This is a genomic window from Nonomuraea sp. NPDC003214 (assembly GCF_053590035.1).
Genome location: NZ_JBSFSX010000001.1, coordinates 697656 through 712164, shown reverse-complemented (window position 1 = coordinate 712164; position 14509 = coordinate 697656). Strand labels below are relative to the sequence as shown.

14 protein-coding genes are annotated in these 14509 nt (G+C 73.4%); 12 read left to right on the top strand and 2 right to left on the bottom strand.

Features of this window, described 5'->3' with window-relative positions:
• Positions 1 to 56 precede the first annotated feature (56 nt).
• On the top strand, positions 57 to 1220 hold the full coding sequence (locus tag ACWDXC_RS03290; protein WP_449977514.1) for an acyl-CoA dehydrogenase family protein: 1164 nt from the start codon (positions 57 to 59) through the stop codon (positions 1218 to 1220).
• Between the two features lie 458 nt (positions 1221 to 1678).
• Complete coding sequence (locus ACWDXC_RS03285) at positions 1679 to 2290, top strand: GNAT family N-acetyltransferase (protein WP_449977512.1); 612 nt, start codon at positions 1679 to 1681, stop codon at positions 2288 to 2290.
• A 122-nt stretch (positions 2291 to 2412) separates the two neighbouring features.
• Here the strand turns inward: ACWDXC_RS03285 and ACWDXC_RS03280 are convergent, their stop codons facing one another.
• The gene (locus ACWDXC_RS03280; RefSeq protein WP_449977509.1) at positions 2413 to 3000 is read right to left on the bottom strand and encodes a hypothetical protein; all 588 of its coding nucleotides are present in this window, start codon (positions 2998 to 3000) and stop codon (positions 2413 to 2415) included.
• Between the two features lie 620 nt (positions 3001 to 3620).
• Between ACWDXC_RS03280 and ACWDXC_RS03275 the strand changes: the two genes are divergently transcribed.
• From ACWDXC_RS03275 to ACWDXC_RS03245, 7 genes are all read left to right on the top strand, one after another.
• Positions 3621 to 4652 carry a rod shape-determining protein gene (locus ACWDXC_RS03275; protein WP_449977506.1) on the top strand — a complete coding sequence of 344 codons (1032 nt, stop codon included), beginning with the start codon at positions 3621 to 3623 and terminating at the stop codon, positions 4650 to 4652.
• Positions 4653 to 4661: 9 nt separating this feature from the next.
• Positions 4662 to 5417, top strand: coding sequence for a rod shape-determining protein MreC (mreC, locus tag ACWDXC_RS03270; protein WP_449977504.1), 756 nt, complete (start codon positions 4662 to 4664; stop codon positions 5415 to 5417).
• Positions 5407 to 6072 (top strand): rod shape-determining protein MreD, encoded by a 666-nt coding sequence (gene mreD / locus ACWDXC_RS03265; RefSeq protein WP_449977501.1) that lies wholly within the window; start codon positions 5407 to 5409, stop codon positions 6070 to 6072. The genes mreC and mreD overlap by 11 nt, the downstream gene beginning before the upstream one ends.
• Positions 5966 to 7675 carry a penicillin-binding protein 2 gene (mrdA, locus tag ACWDXC_RS03260; protein ID WP_449978166.1) on the top strand — a complete coding sequence of 570 codons (1710 nt, stop codon included), beginning with the start codon at positions 5966 to 5968 and terminating at the stop codon, positions 7673 to 7675. Before mreD ends, mrdA begins: the two co-directional genes overlap by 107 nt.
• Positions 7672 to 8943: a rod shape-determining protein RodA gene (rodA, locus tag ACWDXC_RS03255; RefSeq protein ID WP_449977499.1), complete on the top strand. Its 1272-nt coding sequence runs from the start codon at positions 7672 to 7674 to the stop codon at positions 8941 to 8943. The genes mrdA and rodA overlap by 4 nt, the downstream gene beginning before the upstream one ends.
• 150 nt (positions 8944 to 9093) lie before the next feature.
• A complete protein-coding gene (locus ACWDXC_RS03250; protein ID WP_449977496.1) occupies positions 9094 to 9651 on the top strand; it encodes a hypothetical protein in 558 nt (185 codons plus the stop codon).
• 55 nt (positions 9652 to 9706) lie between these two features.
• The gene (locus tag ACWDXC_RS03245) at positions 9707 to 10345 is read left to right on the top strand and encodes an HNH endonuclease family protein (RefSeq protein ID WP_449977493.1); all 639 of its coding nucleotides are present in this window, start codon (positions 9707 to 9709) and stop codon (positions 10343 to 10345) included.
• 108 nt (positions 10346 to 10453) lie between these two features.
• On the opposite strand, the gene ACWDXC_RS03240 is transcribed toward ACWDXC_RS03245, so the two are convergent.
• Positions 10454 to 11119: a FadR/GntR family transcriptional regulator gene (locus ACWDXC_RS03240; protein ID WP_449977490.1), complete on the bottom strand. Its 666-nt coding sequence runs from the start codon at positions 11117 to 11119 to the stop codon at positions 10454 to 10456.
• Positions 11120 to 11186: 67 nt separating this feature from the next.
• On the opposite strand from ACWDXC_RS03240, the gene ACWDXC_RS03235 reads away from it, so the two are divergent.
• The 3 genes from ACWDXC_RS03235 to ACWDXC_RS03225 are packed head-to-tail and all read left to right on the top strand — an operon-like array spanning position 11187 to position 14487.
• On the top strand, positions 11187 to 12047 hold the full coding sequence (locus ACWDXC_RS03235) for a dioxygenase family protein (RefSeq protein WP_449977487.1): 861 nt from the start codon (positions 11187 to 11189) through the stop codon (positions 12045 to 12047).
• Positions 12044 to 12898, top strand: coding sequence for a fumarylacetoacetate hydrolase family protein (locus ACWDXC_RS03230; RefSeq protein ID WP_449977485.1), 855 nt, complete (start codon positions 12044 to 12046; stop codon positions 12896 to 12898). The genes ACWDXC_RS03235 and ACWDXC_RS03230 overlap by 4 nt, the downstream gene beginning before the upstream one ends.
• Positions 12895 to 14487: an FAD-dependent monooxygenase gene (locus ACWDXC_RS03225; RefSeq protein ID WP_449977482.1), complete on the top strand. Its 1593-nt coding sequence runs from the start codon at positions 12895 to 12897 to the stop codon at positions 14485 to 14487. Before ACWDXC_RS03230 ends, ACWDXC_RS03225 begins: the two co-directional genes overlap by 4 nt.
• The last annotated feature ends 22 nt before the right edge of the window (positions 14488 to 14509 follow it).

The following is a 14509-nucleotide window of genomic DNA, read 5'->3' as shown; positions in this document are numbered from 1 at the left end:
ACCCCGCAAACCGTACCGACTGGTAACAAGATGCTCGGACGTCCTAGTATCTCTGTATGGACTTTCCTCTGTACGCGCCCGCCGAAGAGCACGACATGCTCAGGGACACGGTCAGGGCCCTCGCCGACGAGAAGATCGCCCCGCGTGCCGCCGAGGCGGACGAGAACGAGGAGTTCCCCTGGGACGTCTACAAAGCCCTGGTCGCCGCCGACCTGCACGCCGTCCACGTACCTGAGTCCTACGGCGGAGCCGGGGCCGACGCCCTCGCCGCGGTCATCGTCATCGAGGAGGTCGCCCGCGCGTGCGCCTCCTCCTCGCTGATCCCCGCCGTCAACAAGCTCGGCACCGTCCCGCTGCTGCTGTCGGCGTCGGAGGAACTGAAGTCCGCCTACCTCCGCCCCGTCGCCACCGGCGAGGCGATGTTCTCGTACGCGCTCTCCGAGCCGGAAGCCGGATCCGACGCCGCCGCCATGAAGACCCGCGCCGTCAAGGACGGTGACCACTACGTCCTCAACGGCACCAAGATGTGGATCACCAATGCCGGCGTGTCCGAGTACTACACCGTCATGGCCGTGACCGACCCGTCCGCCGGGGCGCGCGGAATCTCCGCCTTCGTCGTGGAGAAGTCCGACGAAGGCGTCTCCTTCGGTCCGAAGGAGCGCAAGCTCGGCATCAAGGCGTCACCCACCCGCCAGGTCATCCTCGAGAACGTCCGCATCCCCGAATCCCGCATGATCGACGAGCCCGGGACCGGCTTCAAGACCGCACTGGCCACCCTCGACCACACGCGCGTCACCATCGCCGCCCAGGCGCTCGGCATCGCCCAGGGAGCCCTCGACTACGCCGTGGGGTACGTCAAGGAGCGCAAGCAGTTCGGCCGGCCCGTGGCGGACTTCCAGGGGCTGCAGTTCATGCTGGCCGACATGGCGATGAAGCTGGAGGCCGCCCGGCAGCTCACCTACCACGCGGCGGCCAAGTCCGAGCTCGCCATGCACGGCAAGCCGCAGAAGGACCTCACGTTCCTGTCCAGCGCCGCCAAGTGCGCGGCCTCGGACGCCGCCATGGAGATCACCACCGACGCGGTGCAGATGCTGGGCGGGTACGGGTACACGAAGGACTTCCCGGTGGAACGCATGATGCGCGACGCCAAGATCACCCAGATCTACGAGGGGACGAACCAGATCCAGCGCATGGTCATGGCTCGGCAGCTTCTGAAGTAGGCGCCCAAAGGCAGGGCCTTCGTCGGCGAGGCGCTTCGCGCCCCTGGCCTCAGCCGTTCACATTGGGGGGTACGGCCCCCCCAACCCCAGGCCGCCGATGCGTCACGCGGGGCGGTCCCTTTGGCGTTCGCCCGTGCCGCGGAATCAGGTGCTTGTGAGGTCCCAAGCGCGGGGTGCGCCTTCTCTGCGGACTCGCGCTGGTGGCTGGCGACGTAGGCATCCAGGTGCGCATCGGCGGCGGCCTGCCGCTGGGGGTCGGCCAGCTCGGGGTACAGCCGGTGCGCTTCCGCCTTGACCTCACGCCAGTCGCGTCCTGGGCTCATCGGTTGTCCTTTCTCGTACCAGCGCGATCATCCCGAAGCGTGGCGGATTCGGGGCCGCTCTCGCAGGTTTTGAGGAGCCATCACGACGACTGGCCCCGACGTTCTGGCTGCGTGGTGCTGGTTTAGGTTGGGCGGGTGGGGACTTATGGGGATCTGCCGGCTGAGCTGGTGACCGAGCGGTTGCGGTTGCGGGCCTGGGCGCCGTCGGATGCCGAGGGCTACCACGGGTTGTGGCTGGAGCGGGATCCCCGGGTGCCGCCGGCGCGGCGGGTCGACGACGAGGGGCGGCCGACGGTCGAGGACCTCCGCGGCCGGATCGTGGACGATCCGCGGGGAGCGGAGCCCGGGCTAGGGCTGTTCCCGGTCGAGCTGCGGGACACCGGGGAGTTCATCGGGTACTGCGGGCTGATCGTCGGCCAGGCGTCCTTCGACGAACCCGAGATCGCGTACGAGCTGGCGCGGCGGGCGCACGGTCATGGGTACGCGACGGAAGCCGCCCGTGCGGTCCTGGAAGTCGCGGTCCGGACGGGGCGGCGACGGCTCTGGGCGACCGTGCGGGAGTGGAACGCGCCCTCGTTCCGCGTCCTTGAGAAGCTCGGGTTCCACCCCAGTGGCCGCGTCACCGAGGACGCCGAGCACGGCGACTCGATCTGGATGACGCGCGCACTCGACCCGAGCGTCTCAGGCCTTCCGGCGGCGCCGTGGAGGCGCGGAAGACGGTTCCGGGTTGCGGCGCAGGACGGTTGACCGTTGACCACCCTGTGAAAGGCACGCTGCCGGCCCGGCGGAGGTCCGGTCCGCGGCGGTCAAGGCGCTCGCCACGCTGCCGGGAGGGCCGCAGCCTGGCGCCGGTACGTCGGCGAGCAGCGTCAGGAGCCGGTGCGGCGTCGGCCCGTGCCCGTGTCGTCGCGGGTTCCGCGCCTGCCCGCCGTCTTCCTCGGGAGGGACGGCCGGCGGGCCGGTGGGGGCGGCGGGCCGGCGCCGGGAACCGGAGGCGGGACGGAGTCGCGCGTGGCCGTCCTGGGCTGGATGACCCGGCGTCGCTGCGGCGCCGTCCTGTGTCCCCTCGGGGGTCCCGGCCTGGGCGCCGGCCGCAGGGAGTGGGGCAGTGATGGGTCGCCACGGCCGGCCTTGCCGCGATCGGGCGGGGGCGGCAGGGCCGCCGGCCTGGCAGTGGCCCGGGCGTGGCCGAGCCGGGCGGCCTCTTCGGTGGGCCAGTCCCAGTGGTGCCCGGCGATCAGCGTGTCGCCCCGGTAGTCCCCGGCGATCGTCCGGAAGATCAGCGGCGGCTCCTGGTAGGGGTCGACGACCAGGCCGAGCCAGGTGGTGATGACGATGCGCCTGGCGTCGTCGTCGCCGAGCTCGGTGAAGGCGATGTGGCAGTAGTCCGGCCTGAGGCGGAGCCGCTCCCATTCCTCCCGCTCGATGCGGCGGCCGTCGCGGTCGTAGTAGCGCATGCCGATCACCTTCCGTCCGGCTCCCATCTCTCGGGATCTTCCCGGCCTCTACATATGCTTATAGCTAACGTGAAAATCAAATTGCAAGTTGGCGGCCGAGGGCAGGCATGGGGGCGCTTCGCGGGTCGGGTTGCCGAATGCGGATCGGCCTGTTAAATAAGGCTTAGCACTCTCACCTGAAGAGTGCTAAGCAGTCGCCCGGCTCGACAGCCGTGGTCGCCGTGAACGCGAAGGAGACAAGGCAGGCGCTCAGCCGAGGAGGGGGTGGTCTCATGGACGGGAAAGGGGCCCGCCGGCCGGGCCGGCGTCCGCATGGCGCTCGGCGCGGGTGCAGACCCGCCGCTCGCTGACGCACTCGTCTGATGCGTCCTCCTGACGCGCCCGGCTGAGACGGCCGTCGGGGGACGCCCGGCGCACGGCGCCGTCCCGGGCCCCGCAAGCTCCGCGAGCTCCGCAAGCTCCGCAAGCTCCGCGGGTTCCGCAAGCTCCGCGGGTTCCGCAAGCTCCGCGGGTTCCGCAAGCTCCGCGGGCTCCGCAAGCTCCGCAGGTTCCGCAAGCTCCGCGAGCTCGGGACTTCTCTTCGTCCGCAGAGGCACACAACTTCCGGGGGCAGGTTCCTCATGCCGTCATTTCTCGGTCTCCTCGGTCGTGACATGGCAGTCGACCTGGGCACGGCCAACACGCTCGTCTACGTCCGCGACCGGGGCATCGTCCTCGACGAGCCGTCGGTGGTGGCGCTGAACACCAGAACCGGGAAGATCGCCGCGGTGGGCAGCGAGGCGAAACGGATGATCGGCCGCACGCCCGGCCACATCATCGCCATCCGCCCGCTCGCCGACGGGGTCATCACCGAGCTCGAAGTGACCGAGCAGATGCTCCGCTACTTCATCAAGAAGGTGCACCGCCGCCGCTACCTCACCCAGCCCCGCCTGGTCGTCGCCGTGCCCAGCGGCGTCACCGGCGTCGAGCAGCGCGCCGTCAAGGAGGCCGGCTACCAGGCGGGCGCCAGGAGCGTCTACATCATCGAGGAGCCGATGGCCGCGGCCATCGGCGCGGGGCTTCCGGTGCACGAGGCCAGCGGCAGCATGGTCGTCGACATCGGCGGCGGCACCACCGAGGTCGCCGTGATCTCGCTGGGCGGCATCGTCACCGCGCGCTCGCTGCGCGTCGGCGGCGACGAGCTCGACGAGGCGATCAGCGCGCATGTCAAGAAGGTCCACGCGCTGCTGCTCGGCGCCCGCACGGCCGAGGAGGTCAAGACCGCGATCGGGTCGGCCTGCCTGCCCGAGGCGGAGAGCCGGTTCACCGTCAGGGGCCGCGACCTGGTCACCGGGCTGCCCAAGTCGATCGAGGTCACCGGCAAGGAGATCTACGAGGCGATCGACGAGCCGGTGCACATGATCATCGATGCTGTCCAGGCCACGCTGGACGAGTGCCCGCCCGAGCTCGCCGGCGACCTGGTGACGAACGGCATCGTGCTGACCGGGGGCGGCGCCCTGCTGCGCGGCCTGACGCGGCGGCTGGCCGAGGCCACCGGCATGCCCGTCCGGGTGGCCGACAACCCCCTCCACTCGGTCGCGCTGGGCTCGGGCCGGTGCGTGGAGGACTTCGACCGCCTCCAGAGCGTCCTGATCCCCGAGCCCCGGCACTAGGGAGGAAGCATGCGAGCCGTCCGTCGTACGCGCGTCGTCCTGGCCCTGCTGCTGGCCGCCGGGTCGGGGCTGATGACGCTTGACGTCCGCGGCGGGGCGGGGGCGCTGCGCGAATGGGCCGCGTCCGTGGCCGGACCGGCCGAACGGCTGCTCACCCCGTCAGGATCGGCCGCCGAGGGGGCGGCGAGCCTGCGCCTGACCGCGCGGCAGTGGTCGGAGCGCGCGCTCGGCGACAGGAGGATCGCGGCCGGCGCGGTGCGGAACGCCTGGCCCGGGTTGCGGCTCGCCACCGGGCAGGTCATCGCGTACGGCACGCACGGCGACAACGTCACCGTCGACGTGGGCACCAGGGACGGCGTCCGGGCGGGTCAGATGGTCCTCAACGCCGACGGCCTGGTCGGCCGGGTGCTGCGGGCCGGGCACGCGGCGTCCACCGTACGGCTGGCCGTCGACCCCACCACCAGCGTGGGCGTGCGGGTCGCCGGCTCGCGGGAGGCCGGGATCGTCACCGGCCAGGCGGGCAGGAACGGCCCGCTCCGGTTGAAGCTGCTCGCGGCGGACGCCACGCTGCGGCCGGGACAGCGGGTCGAGACGCTCGGCTCGGCCGGGTCCGGGCCGTACCTGGCGGGCGTCCCCGTCGGCACGGTCCTGCGCGTGGGCCCCCGCACCGACCCGCTCGTCACGACGGCCGAGGTGCGGCCGTCGGTCAGGTTCACCGCGCTCGACGTGGTGGGCGTGGTGACCGGAGGCGGCCGTGCGGACTAGCCCCGCCGCCGTCCTCGCCGTTGCCGTCGCCGTCGTCGCCGCGCCGCTGGTGCAGGTGAGCGTGGTGCAGCGGCTGCCGCTGCCCGGGCAGGCCGTGCCCGACCTGGTCCTGGCCGCCGTCGTGGTGGTGGCCGTGGCCCGCGGGCGGCTGCCCGGCCTGCTCGCCGGGTTCGGCGCCGGGCTGGTGGCCGATCTGGTGCCGCCCGCCGACGGCGTGGCCGGCCGGTCGGCGCTCGTGCTGTGCCTGGTCGGTCACGCCTGCGGCCGGACCGGGCGGCTGCCCGTACCGGCCGTGCTCTGCCTGGGCGTGGCGGGCGGCTCGCTCGCCACCGCCGGCCTGAACGTGCTGCTGCGCGACCCGAGGGCCTGGCCCGAGGCGGCCGAGCTGCCGTTCGCCCTCCCGTACACCCTGCTGTCCGCCCTGCTCGCCTGGCTCGCCGTCACCTGGTGGCGCGCGGCCGCCGCGTCACGGAGATCGACCCATGCGCTCCCGGCTCGTCTTGGTGCACCTGCTCGTGACCTCTCTGTTCTGCGTCCTGCTCGGCCGGTTGTGGCAGGTGCAGGTCGTCGACGGCCACCGCTACGCCCGCGCCGCGGCGGCGGATCACGAGCGCCACGTGGTCGTCCCGGCGGTGCGTGGACGCATCGTCGATGACCGGGGCCGGCCGCTCGTGCGCAACCGCACCGCCCTGCGGGTGTCGGTGGACAGAACCGTCCTGGACGGCCTGCCCGACGACGGCCGCGAGGTGCTGCGGCGGCTGGCCCGCCTGCTCGGCGTGCCGCGCGAGGAGCTGGCCGCCAGGCTCAGGCTCTGCGGCGACAGCCCGGTCAAGGGCTGCTGGGGAGGCTCCCCGTACGAGCCGGTCCCGGTGACCGGGAGCGTGAGCGAGAAGCTGGCGCTGCGGATCGCCGAGCGGGCCGACGAGTTCCCCGGGGTCGTCGCCGAGCCGCTGCCGGCCAGGGACTACCCGAACGGCACGCTGGCCGCGCACGTCCTCGGCTACGTGGGGGCCGGCGACCGCTCGCCCGCCGCCTCCGCCCCGGCCGGCAAGGACGGACTGGAGGCCGTCTACGACGCGGAGCTGCGCGGTACGCCGGGCCGCCGCGAGATCGTCGTCGACAGCGCGGGCCGGGTCGTGCGGACGCTGCGCGAGCGGCCGGCCGTCCCCGGGGCGACGCTCGTGACCAGCATCGACGCGCGGGTGCAGGGCGTGACCGAGCGGGCGTTGCGCCGCGCGGTCGAGGGCGCGAGGAAGCGGGGGCGGGTGGCCGACTCCGCGGCGGCGGTGGTGCTGGAGGCCCGTACCGGGCGCGTCGTCGCGCTGGCGAGCCTGCCCGGCTACGATCCGGCGGTCTGGGTGGGCGGCATCGAGCCCCGCGACTACACGCGGCTGACCGCCGAAGATCGCGGCAGCCCGCTGCTGTCGCGGGCCGTACAGGGGCAGTGGGCGCCGGCGTCCACCTGGAAGGTCGTCTCCACGGCGGCGGCCGTCAAGGCGGGCCGCCCGCTGCGGGGGACCTACGACTGCCCCGGCTCCTACCGGGTCGGCGACCGGGACTTCCGCAACTACCAGGGCGTCGACCACGGCCGGATCGACCTGCACCGGGCGCTCGTGGTGTCGTGCGACACGATCTACTACCGCTTCGCCGACGAGATGTGGCGCGGGAGCCGGGGCGAGCACCCGATGCGGCGCATGGCCCGCGCGTTCGGGTTCGGCAGGGAAACCGGGATCGACCTGCCGGGCGAGGCAGCGGGACAGCTGGGGGAGGCCGTTTGGAGCCGTCCTGGCGACGCCGCCAACTTCTCCATCGGGCAGGGCCAGGTGCTGGTCACCCCGCTCCAGCTCGCCCGCGCCTACGCCGCCCTGGCCAACGGCGGCACCCTGTTCAGTCCCCGGGTCGGGAAGCAGGTCGTGGCCGGCGACGGCCGGGTGCTGCGCGAGATCGTCCCGCCGGTCGAGGGCCGCCTGCCCCTCGACCGCGCCACGCTCGCCTACCTGCGCGATGCGCTGGCGGGCGTGCCGAGGTCGGGGACGGCGGCCGCCGCGTTCGCCGGATTCCCGCTGGACCGGCGGCCGATCGCCGGCAAGACCGGCACCGCCGAGGTGTTCGGCAGGCAGGACACCTCGTGGTTCGCCTCCTTCGACCGCCGCTACGCGGTCGTCGTCATGGTCTCCCAGGGCGGCAACGGCGGAGAGACCGCCGCCCCGGCCGCCCGGGAGATCTGGTCGGGCATCTACCGATTGGACCGGGAATGAAGTGGTTGCGCGCCCTCGACTGGCGGATCTGCCTGCCCGCGGTGGCCCTGTGCGCGATCGGGGTGCTGCTGGTGTGGTCCTCGACCCGCGCGGCGTTCCCCGCCGACCCTCACGGCCATCTCGTGCGCCAGATCGGCTACGGCTGCTTCGGGCTGGCGCTGATGGCGGCCCTGGCGGGCGCCGGCCCGTGGACCCTGCGGGCCTGGACCTGGCCGGTCTTCCTCGCCTCCTGCCTCGCCCTGGCCGCCGTGCTCAGCCCGCTCGGCGTCACGGTCAACGGATCGCGCTCGTGGCTGGGCCTCGGCGCCCTCCAGTTCCAGCCCTCCGAGGCGGCCAAGCCGGCGCTGGTCCTGGCGCTGGCGGCGCTGCTCGCCCTGCCGCCGGAGGCGGACCGGCGCGCACGTGACCTGCGGCTGCCCGCGGCGCTCGGCGTGACCGCGATCCCGCTCGGGCTCGTCATGCTCCAGCCCGACCTCGGCACCGCGCTGATCATGGCCGCGACCGCGCTGGGCATGCTCGTCATCGCCGGGTTCCGGTGGCGCTGGATCGCCCTGCTCGTGCTCGGCGCGGTCACCGCCGCGGCGCTGGCCTGGTGGCTCGACCTGCTCAAACCTCACCAGGTGCGGCGGCTGCTGGTCTTCGCCGACCCGGGGGCCGACCCGCAGGGCGCCGGCTACAACGTCATCCAGGCGCTGGAGACCGTCGGCTCCGGCGGGCTGCTCGGGCGCGGCCTCTTCCACGGCGACCAGACCGGCGGGCGCTTCGTGCCCGAGCAGCACACCGACTTCATCTTCACCGTCGCCGGAGAGGAGCTCGGCTTCGCCGGGGCGGCGCTGGTCCTGGTGCTGCTGTGGGCCGTCCTGTGGCGGGGGCTGCGCCTGGCCGCGCAGGCGGCCACGCCGTACGACCGGCTGGTGGCCGGGGGGATCGTGTGCTGGCTGGCCGTCCAGACGGGGGTGAACGTCGCGATGGTGCTCGGGCTGGCGCCGGTCGTCGGCGTTCCGCTGCCGCTGGTGTCCTACGGAGGGTCGTCGGTCGTGGCCTGCCTGGCCGCGCTCGGCATCCTCATGGCGGTCACCTCCGGCACGCCGGCCGTCTCGGGCGCGTCGCCCGCCTCCGGCGCGCCGGCGGTCCTGGACGCGCCCGCCGTCACGGCCAGGAGACCGGCGGGCGCGCGGCCGTCGCCGTGGCCCGCGCCGCGCCCCTACCGCCGGCCCGCCACGCGGACGGCCAGGCCCAGAGCCCGGCTCCGGTCGCGCACCGACTGAACGGGAGCGCCCGGGGCGACGTGACAGATGTCATCTCGAGGCGTGACATCCCCATGCGCTCACCTGCGGTTCCGGCACTACTGACACCTGTGCGGCTCCTTCAGAGTGGTCCTCATGGATACCCCCACTCCGTACCGACGGAGCTCACCCGTGCACGGCGCCCCGAAGTGGATCTCCTGGCTGTTGCGGCGCTGGCCGACGGCGCTGGCGCTGGCGGCGACCGCGCTGACGTTCGGCGGGTCGTCGACCGGCGACGGCATCGCCGGTCTCGCCCACGCCCTCATGCTCCTCCCGCTGCTCTACCTGGTGGTGGCCAAGCTGCGACGGCGCGCGGCGACCTGGCCCGGGCTGGGGATCGGCATCGTCGGCGTCGTCGGGCTGCGGGCGCTGGACGTGATCCAGCCCGCCGCCGTCATCACCGCGATCGCGCTGGTCGTGCTGGTGTGGGGCGCGGTGGACGGGCAGCTCCGGCGCGACGGGACGTTCCAGGTCCAGGCGCTGGGCATGCTGGTGTTCGGCGGGCTGGCGCTGGCCGGGCTCGCGGTCGACCCGGATCTGGGCCGCTACCTCGTGGCCGCCGGCTGGCTCTTCCACGGGGTCTGGGACTTCGTCCACCTGAAGATGGACAAGGTCGTGGCCCGCTCGTTCGCCGAGTGGTGCGGGGTGGTGGACGTGGCCATCGCGGCCCAGCTCGTCCTGATGTTGTGACCGGGCGGAATAGCGCCGCCCCAAGCGGGGGATGCCACGGGGCATGGGTCGAACCTTGATCATCCTGCGACGGGCGGCGTGCGTCGCCACGCTCGCCCTCCTGTTCCTCCCGGCCGTCGCCGCCCTCCCGGCGTCGGCCGAGCCCCGTAAGCGCTCGACCGCCGAGGCGTCTGCCCGGCGGATGCTGGCCCAGCTCAAGGTCGCCCGGCCGTTATCCATCCGCGGCTACAGCCGCAAGCGGTTCCAGCCCCGGTGGGCCCACCACAAGGGCACGTGCAGCGTACGGGAGACGGTCCTGGCCCGTGACGGGCGACGCGTCCGCCGCAACGCCGCCTGTCACCCGGTCAAGGGCCGCTGGTACAGCCCGTACGACGGCAAGTGGCTCAAGAGCGAGAAGTACGTGGACGTCGACCACGTCGTGCCGCTCTCCTACGCCTGGCGCTCCGGGGCCAAGCGGTGGAGCCAGGCCAAGCGCCGCGCCTTCGCCAACGACCTGCGCCGCCCCGAACTGCTCACGGTCAGCCACTCCTCCAACATCGCCAAGGGCGGCCAGGGCCCGCAGAGCTGGCGCCCGCCGCGGCGCGCGTACTGGTGCCGGTACGCGACCTCGTGGATCACCGTGAAGCGGCACTACCGGCTCTTCGTGACCCGCAACGAGCGCACGGCCCTGCTCAACATGCTCCGCACCTGCTGAGCCGCGCAAAATACAGAAGCACAGTTCTCAGAACTGTGCTTCTGTATGTGTGAGGGGCGGGGCTCCGGCTTCACGGATGGGCTCGTCGTGGCCGCCCAGGGCATTCGGTCAGGGGCCGCGGTGGCGGGTGACGGCGGCGGTGGTGCGGTCGACGTCGCCGGCCGCGATCGCCTCGACCAGCTCGGCGTGGATCTCGGCCCGTTCGTCCAGGTAGCCGTCGGGGTGGGTGGCTCCGGCGCCGGTGGACAGGTCGGCGATGCACCGCGTCATGCTCTGGTAGACGGCCTTGGCCAGCGGGTTCGGGCTGATCTGGGCGATGCGCTCGTGCAGGGCCCAGTTGGCGCGCAGGAAGCGTTCGGCGTCGCCTGTCGACTTCCTGAGCCGCGCCACGAGCCGGCGCAGCGCCGTGACGTCGGCGGACGTGCGGTGGCGGGCGGCGTCGGCGGCGATCAGGGGCTCCAGCGACTCGCGTACGGCGATCGCGTCGGCCACGGTGGTGGGCTCGCGGCGGACGGTGAGCAGGGTGTGCCGGAGCCGGACGACGGGGTTGGGTTCGGCGACGAACAGGCCGCCGCCCCGGCCGGGGCGGATGTGGACGCTGCCTCGGTCGCTGAGGAGGCGCACCGCCTCGCTGATGGTGGCGCGGCCGAACCCGGAGCGGTCGCGGAACTCCTCCATGGTGCCGATCAGGTCACCGGGCCCGAGACCCCGTTCGGTGATCATGGCTTCGATGTCGGCGGCGAGGGCTTCGGCCCGCGTCAATGGGGAAACCACCGGACAAAAGTAGCAGATCGCGCTACGCTCCAGCGTTGACAAACCTTCGAAAGGTACGGGTGTTTTGATGCCGAGCGATCCGTTACTCCAGCAGGTGCTGAACGGCGTCGACGGGACCGACGATCGGGTCAACGAGATCGTCTCGTCGCTGATCTCCCACCTGCACGCCTTCGTCGCCGAGGTGCGCCCCACCGAGCGGGAATGGCTCGCCGGGCTGGACTTCCTGGCCGAGACCGGGCAGCGGTGGTGCGGGCCGCACCGCAACGAGTTCATCCTGCTGTCGGACATGCTGGGCCTGACCACCGCCGTCGACGACGTGAACCACGCCGGCCCCGAGGGCATGACGCCCTCCTCGGTGCAGGGCCCGTTCCACTCGCCGGCCCCGGTGCGCGAGCTCGGCGACTGGATCGCCACCGGCCCGGAGCGCGAGCGCGGCACCCCGGCCGTGGTGCACGGCCGGGTGCTCGGCACCGACGGCACGCCCGTGCCGGGCGCGCTCGTGGACGTCTGGCAGGCCGATGACGCCGGCCTGTACGACAGCCAGGACGAGGAGCAGGAGCTGGGCAACCTGCGCGCCCTGCTGACCGCCGGCCCCGACGGCGGCTACTGGTTCCGCACGATCCGGCCCAGCAGCTACCCGGTGCCGGTCGACGGCACCGCGGGCCGGCTGCTCCGGGCGATCGGACGGCACCCGATGCGCCCCGCGCACGTGCACCTCCAGGTGTCGGCGCCCGGCTATCGGACGCTGACCACGCACGTGTTCCTGGCGGGCGACCCGTACCTCGACTCCGACGCCGCCTACGCGGTCAAGCCCGAGCTGGTCCGTGAGCCGGTGCGGCGGGAGGGCCCGGACGAGCGGTGGGGGATGGACACGCCGTTCGAGGAGCTGGAGTTCGACGTGCGGCTGGTGCGCGAGGAGGCGCGGTGAAACTCGCCGGAGTGATCATCAACGGGCGGCCGTGGGTGGCCCGCCTGGACGGCGACCTGGACAAGGGCCTCGACGGCGCCGAGGTGCGGCCGATCGACGAGGTGGACGCGTTCTGGGCCGACACCGCGCGCTCGCTCGCCGCCGAGCCCGGCGCGCCCGTGGCGGCCGGTGAGGTGGAGTTCGTCCCGCCGGTGCCGGCCGGCGCCCGGGTCATCTGCGTCGGGCTGAACTACCGGGCCCACGCCGCCGAGGGCGCGTTCGCCGTACCGGAGCACCCGACGCTGTTCGGGCGCTGGACCGCGTCGCTGAGCGTCGGCGGGGTGCCCGCGCCGGTGCCCGCCGACGAGGCCGGGCTCGACTGGGAGGGCGAGATCGCCGCGTACGTCGGCGCGCCCCTGCGCGAGGCCGACGCCGACACCGCGCGGGCAGCCGTCCTCGGCTACTCGGCCTTCAACGACCTCACCGCCCGGCGCGCCCAGAAGCTGACCACGCAGTGGACGCTCGGCAAGAACGGCGACCGCACCGGCCCGCTCGGCCCGCTGGTCACCGCCGACGAGGTCGGCGACCTGCGTGACGGGCTGCGGCTGCGCACCCGCGTCAACGGCACGCTGGTGCAGGACGGCAACACCAAGGACATGATCTTCGAGGTGGGCGAGGTGCTGTCGCTGATCAGCCGCACCCTCACCCTCCGCCCCGGCGACGTGCTCGCGACCGGCACCCCCGAGGGCGTCGGTTACGTACGCACGCCGCCCTGGCTGCTCGGCCCCGGCGACGTCGTCGAGGTCGACGTCGAGCGCCTGGGGGTCCTGCGCACGCCCATCGTCGGCTCCTCAGCGAAGGAAACCCCGTGACGGAAACCGAGGTCGTCATCGCGGGCGGCGGGCTCGTCGGCCTGACGCTCGCCCACGAGCTGGGCTCGCGCGGCATCGGCTGCGTGCTCGTGGAGCCGCGTACGGAGGCCGGGAACGGCTCGCCGCGCTGCAAGCAGATCAACCCGAGGTCGATGGAGATCTTCCGCAGGCTCGGCGTGGCGGCGGACATCCGGGACAACGCGCGGCTGCCGTTCGGCTGGGCGGACTCGGCGGTGTTCTGCGCCAGCCTGACCGGGCACCGTATCGAGCGCTTCGACGGCATCTTCGGCCTGACGGACGTGCGGCGCGACGAGCTGGCCGAGCCGGCGCAGTGGTGCGGGCAGAACCGGGTGGAGGAGGCGCTGCGCGCCACCCTGGCCCGCCGCCCCACGGTCGAGGCCCGCTGGGGCCGCAGCGTGACCCGGGTCGAACAGGAGGCGGGCGGCGTCACCGCCGAGACCGTCGACGAGCACGGCCGCCGCGAGCTGGTCCGGGGCCGCTACCTGGTCGGCGCCGACGGCGGGCGCGGCGTCGTCCGGGGCGAGCTGGGCATCCGGCTGTCCGGCGAGACCCACGCCGTGCGCAACGTGCAGGCGGTCTTCCACGCGCCAGGGCTGACCGAGGCGCACCCGCACGGTCGCGCCGTGCAGTACTGGGTGGTCAATCCCGAGGTCAGCGGCCTGATGGGCCCGCTCGACACCGAGGGCGCCTGGTGGGCGATCATCATCGGCGCCCCGGAGGACCCGGACCCGGCGTGGGTGGAGCGGGCGCTGCACACGATGATCGGCCGCGAGCATCCCGTGGACGTGCGCCTTCTCGACCCCTGGACGGCCCGCATGCTGGTGGCCGACCGCTACCGGGAGGGCCGCTGCTTCCTGGCCGGTGACGCCGCCCACCTCAACCCGCCGTGGGGCGGCTTCGGCGCCAACACCGGCATCGGCGACGCCGTCGACCTCGGCTGGAAGCTGGCCGCCGAGCTGCGCGGCTGGGCCGGAGCCGGGCTGCTCGACAGCTACGAGGCCGAGCGCCGCCCGATGGCCGAGCGCACGATCGCCGAGGCCGCCGCGAACATGCGCGTCCTCACCGGCGAGCTGGCCAGGCCCGGCCTCGACGACGACTCCGACGAGGGCGCGCAGGCCAGGCTCAAGGCCGCCGAGCTCATCAGGCAGACCAAGGCCAACGAGACGTACACGCTCGGCTTCGTGCTCGGCGCCCGCTACGCGGGCTCGCCGCTGATCGCCGCCGATGACGGGCCCGCCCCCGTGTCGAGCACGTCCGTCTACCGCCCGTCCGGCGCGCCCGGCTCGCGGCTGCCGCACTTCTGGCAGTCCCGCGACCGGTCGCTGTACGACGCGCTCGGCCCCGGCTTCACGCTGCTGGAGATCGCCACCGACCCCGCGGACGCCGCCTGGGAGGAGGCCGCCGCCGCGCGCGGCATTCCCTTCACCCGCCACCACCTGCACCGCCCCGACCTCCTGGAGCTGTACGGCGCCCGCTATGTCCTGGTCCGGCCGGATCACCACATCGCCTGGCGCGGCGACACCCCTCCCGACCCCGGAACCCTCCTGGATCACGCCCGAGGTGCCTGAGAGAGGTTAGATCGTCTTCGCC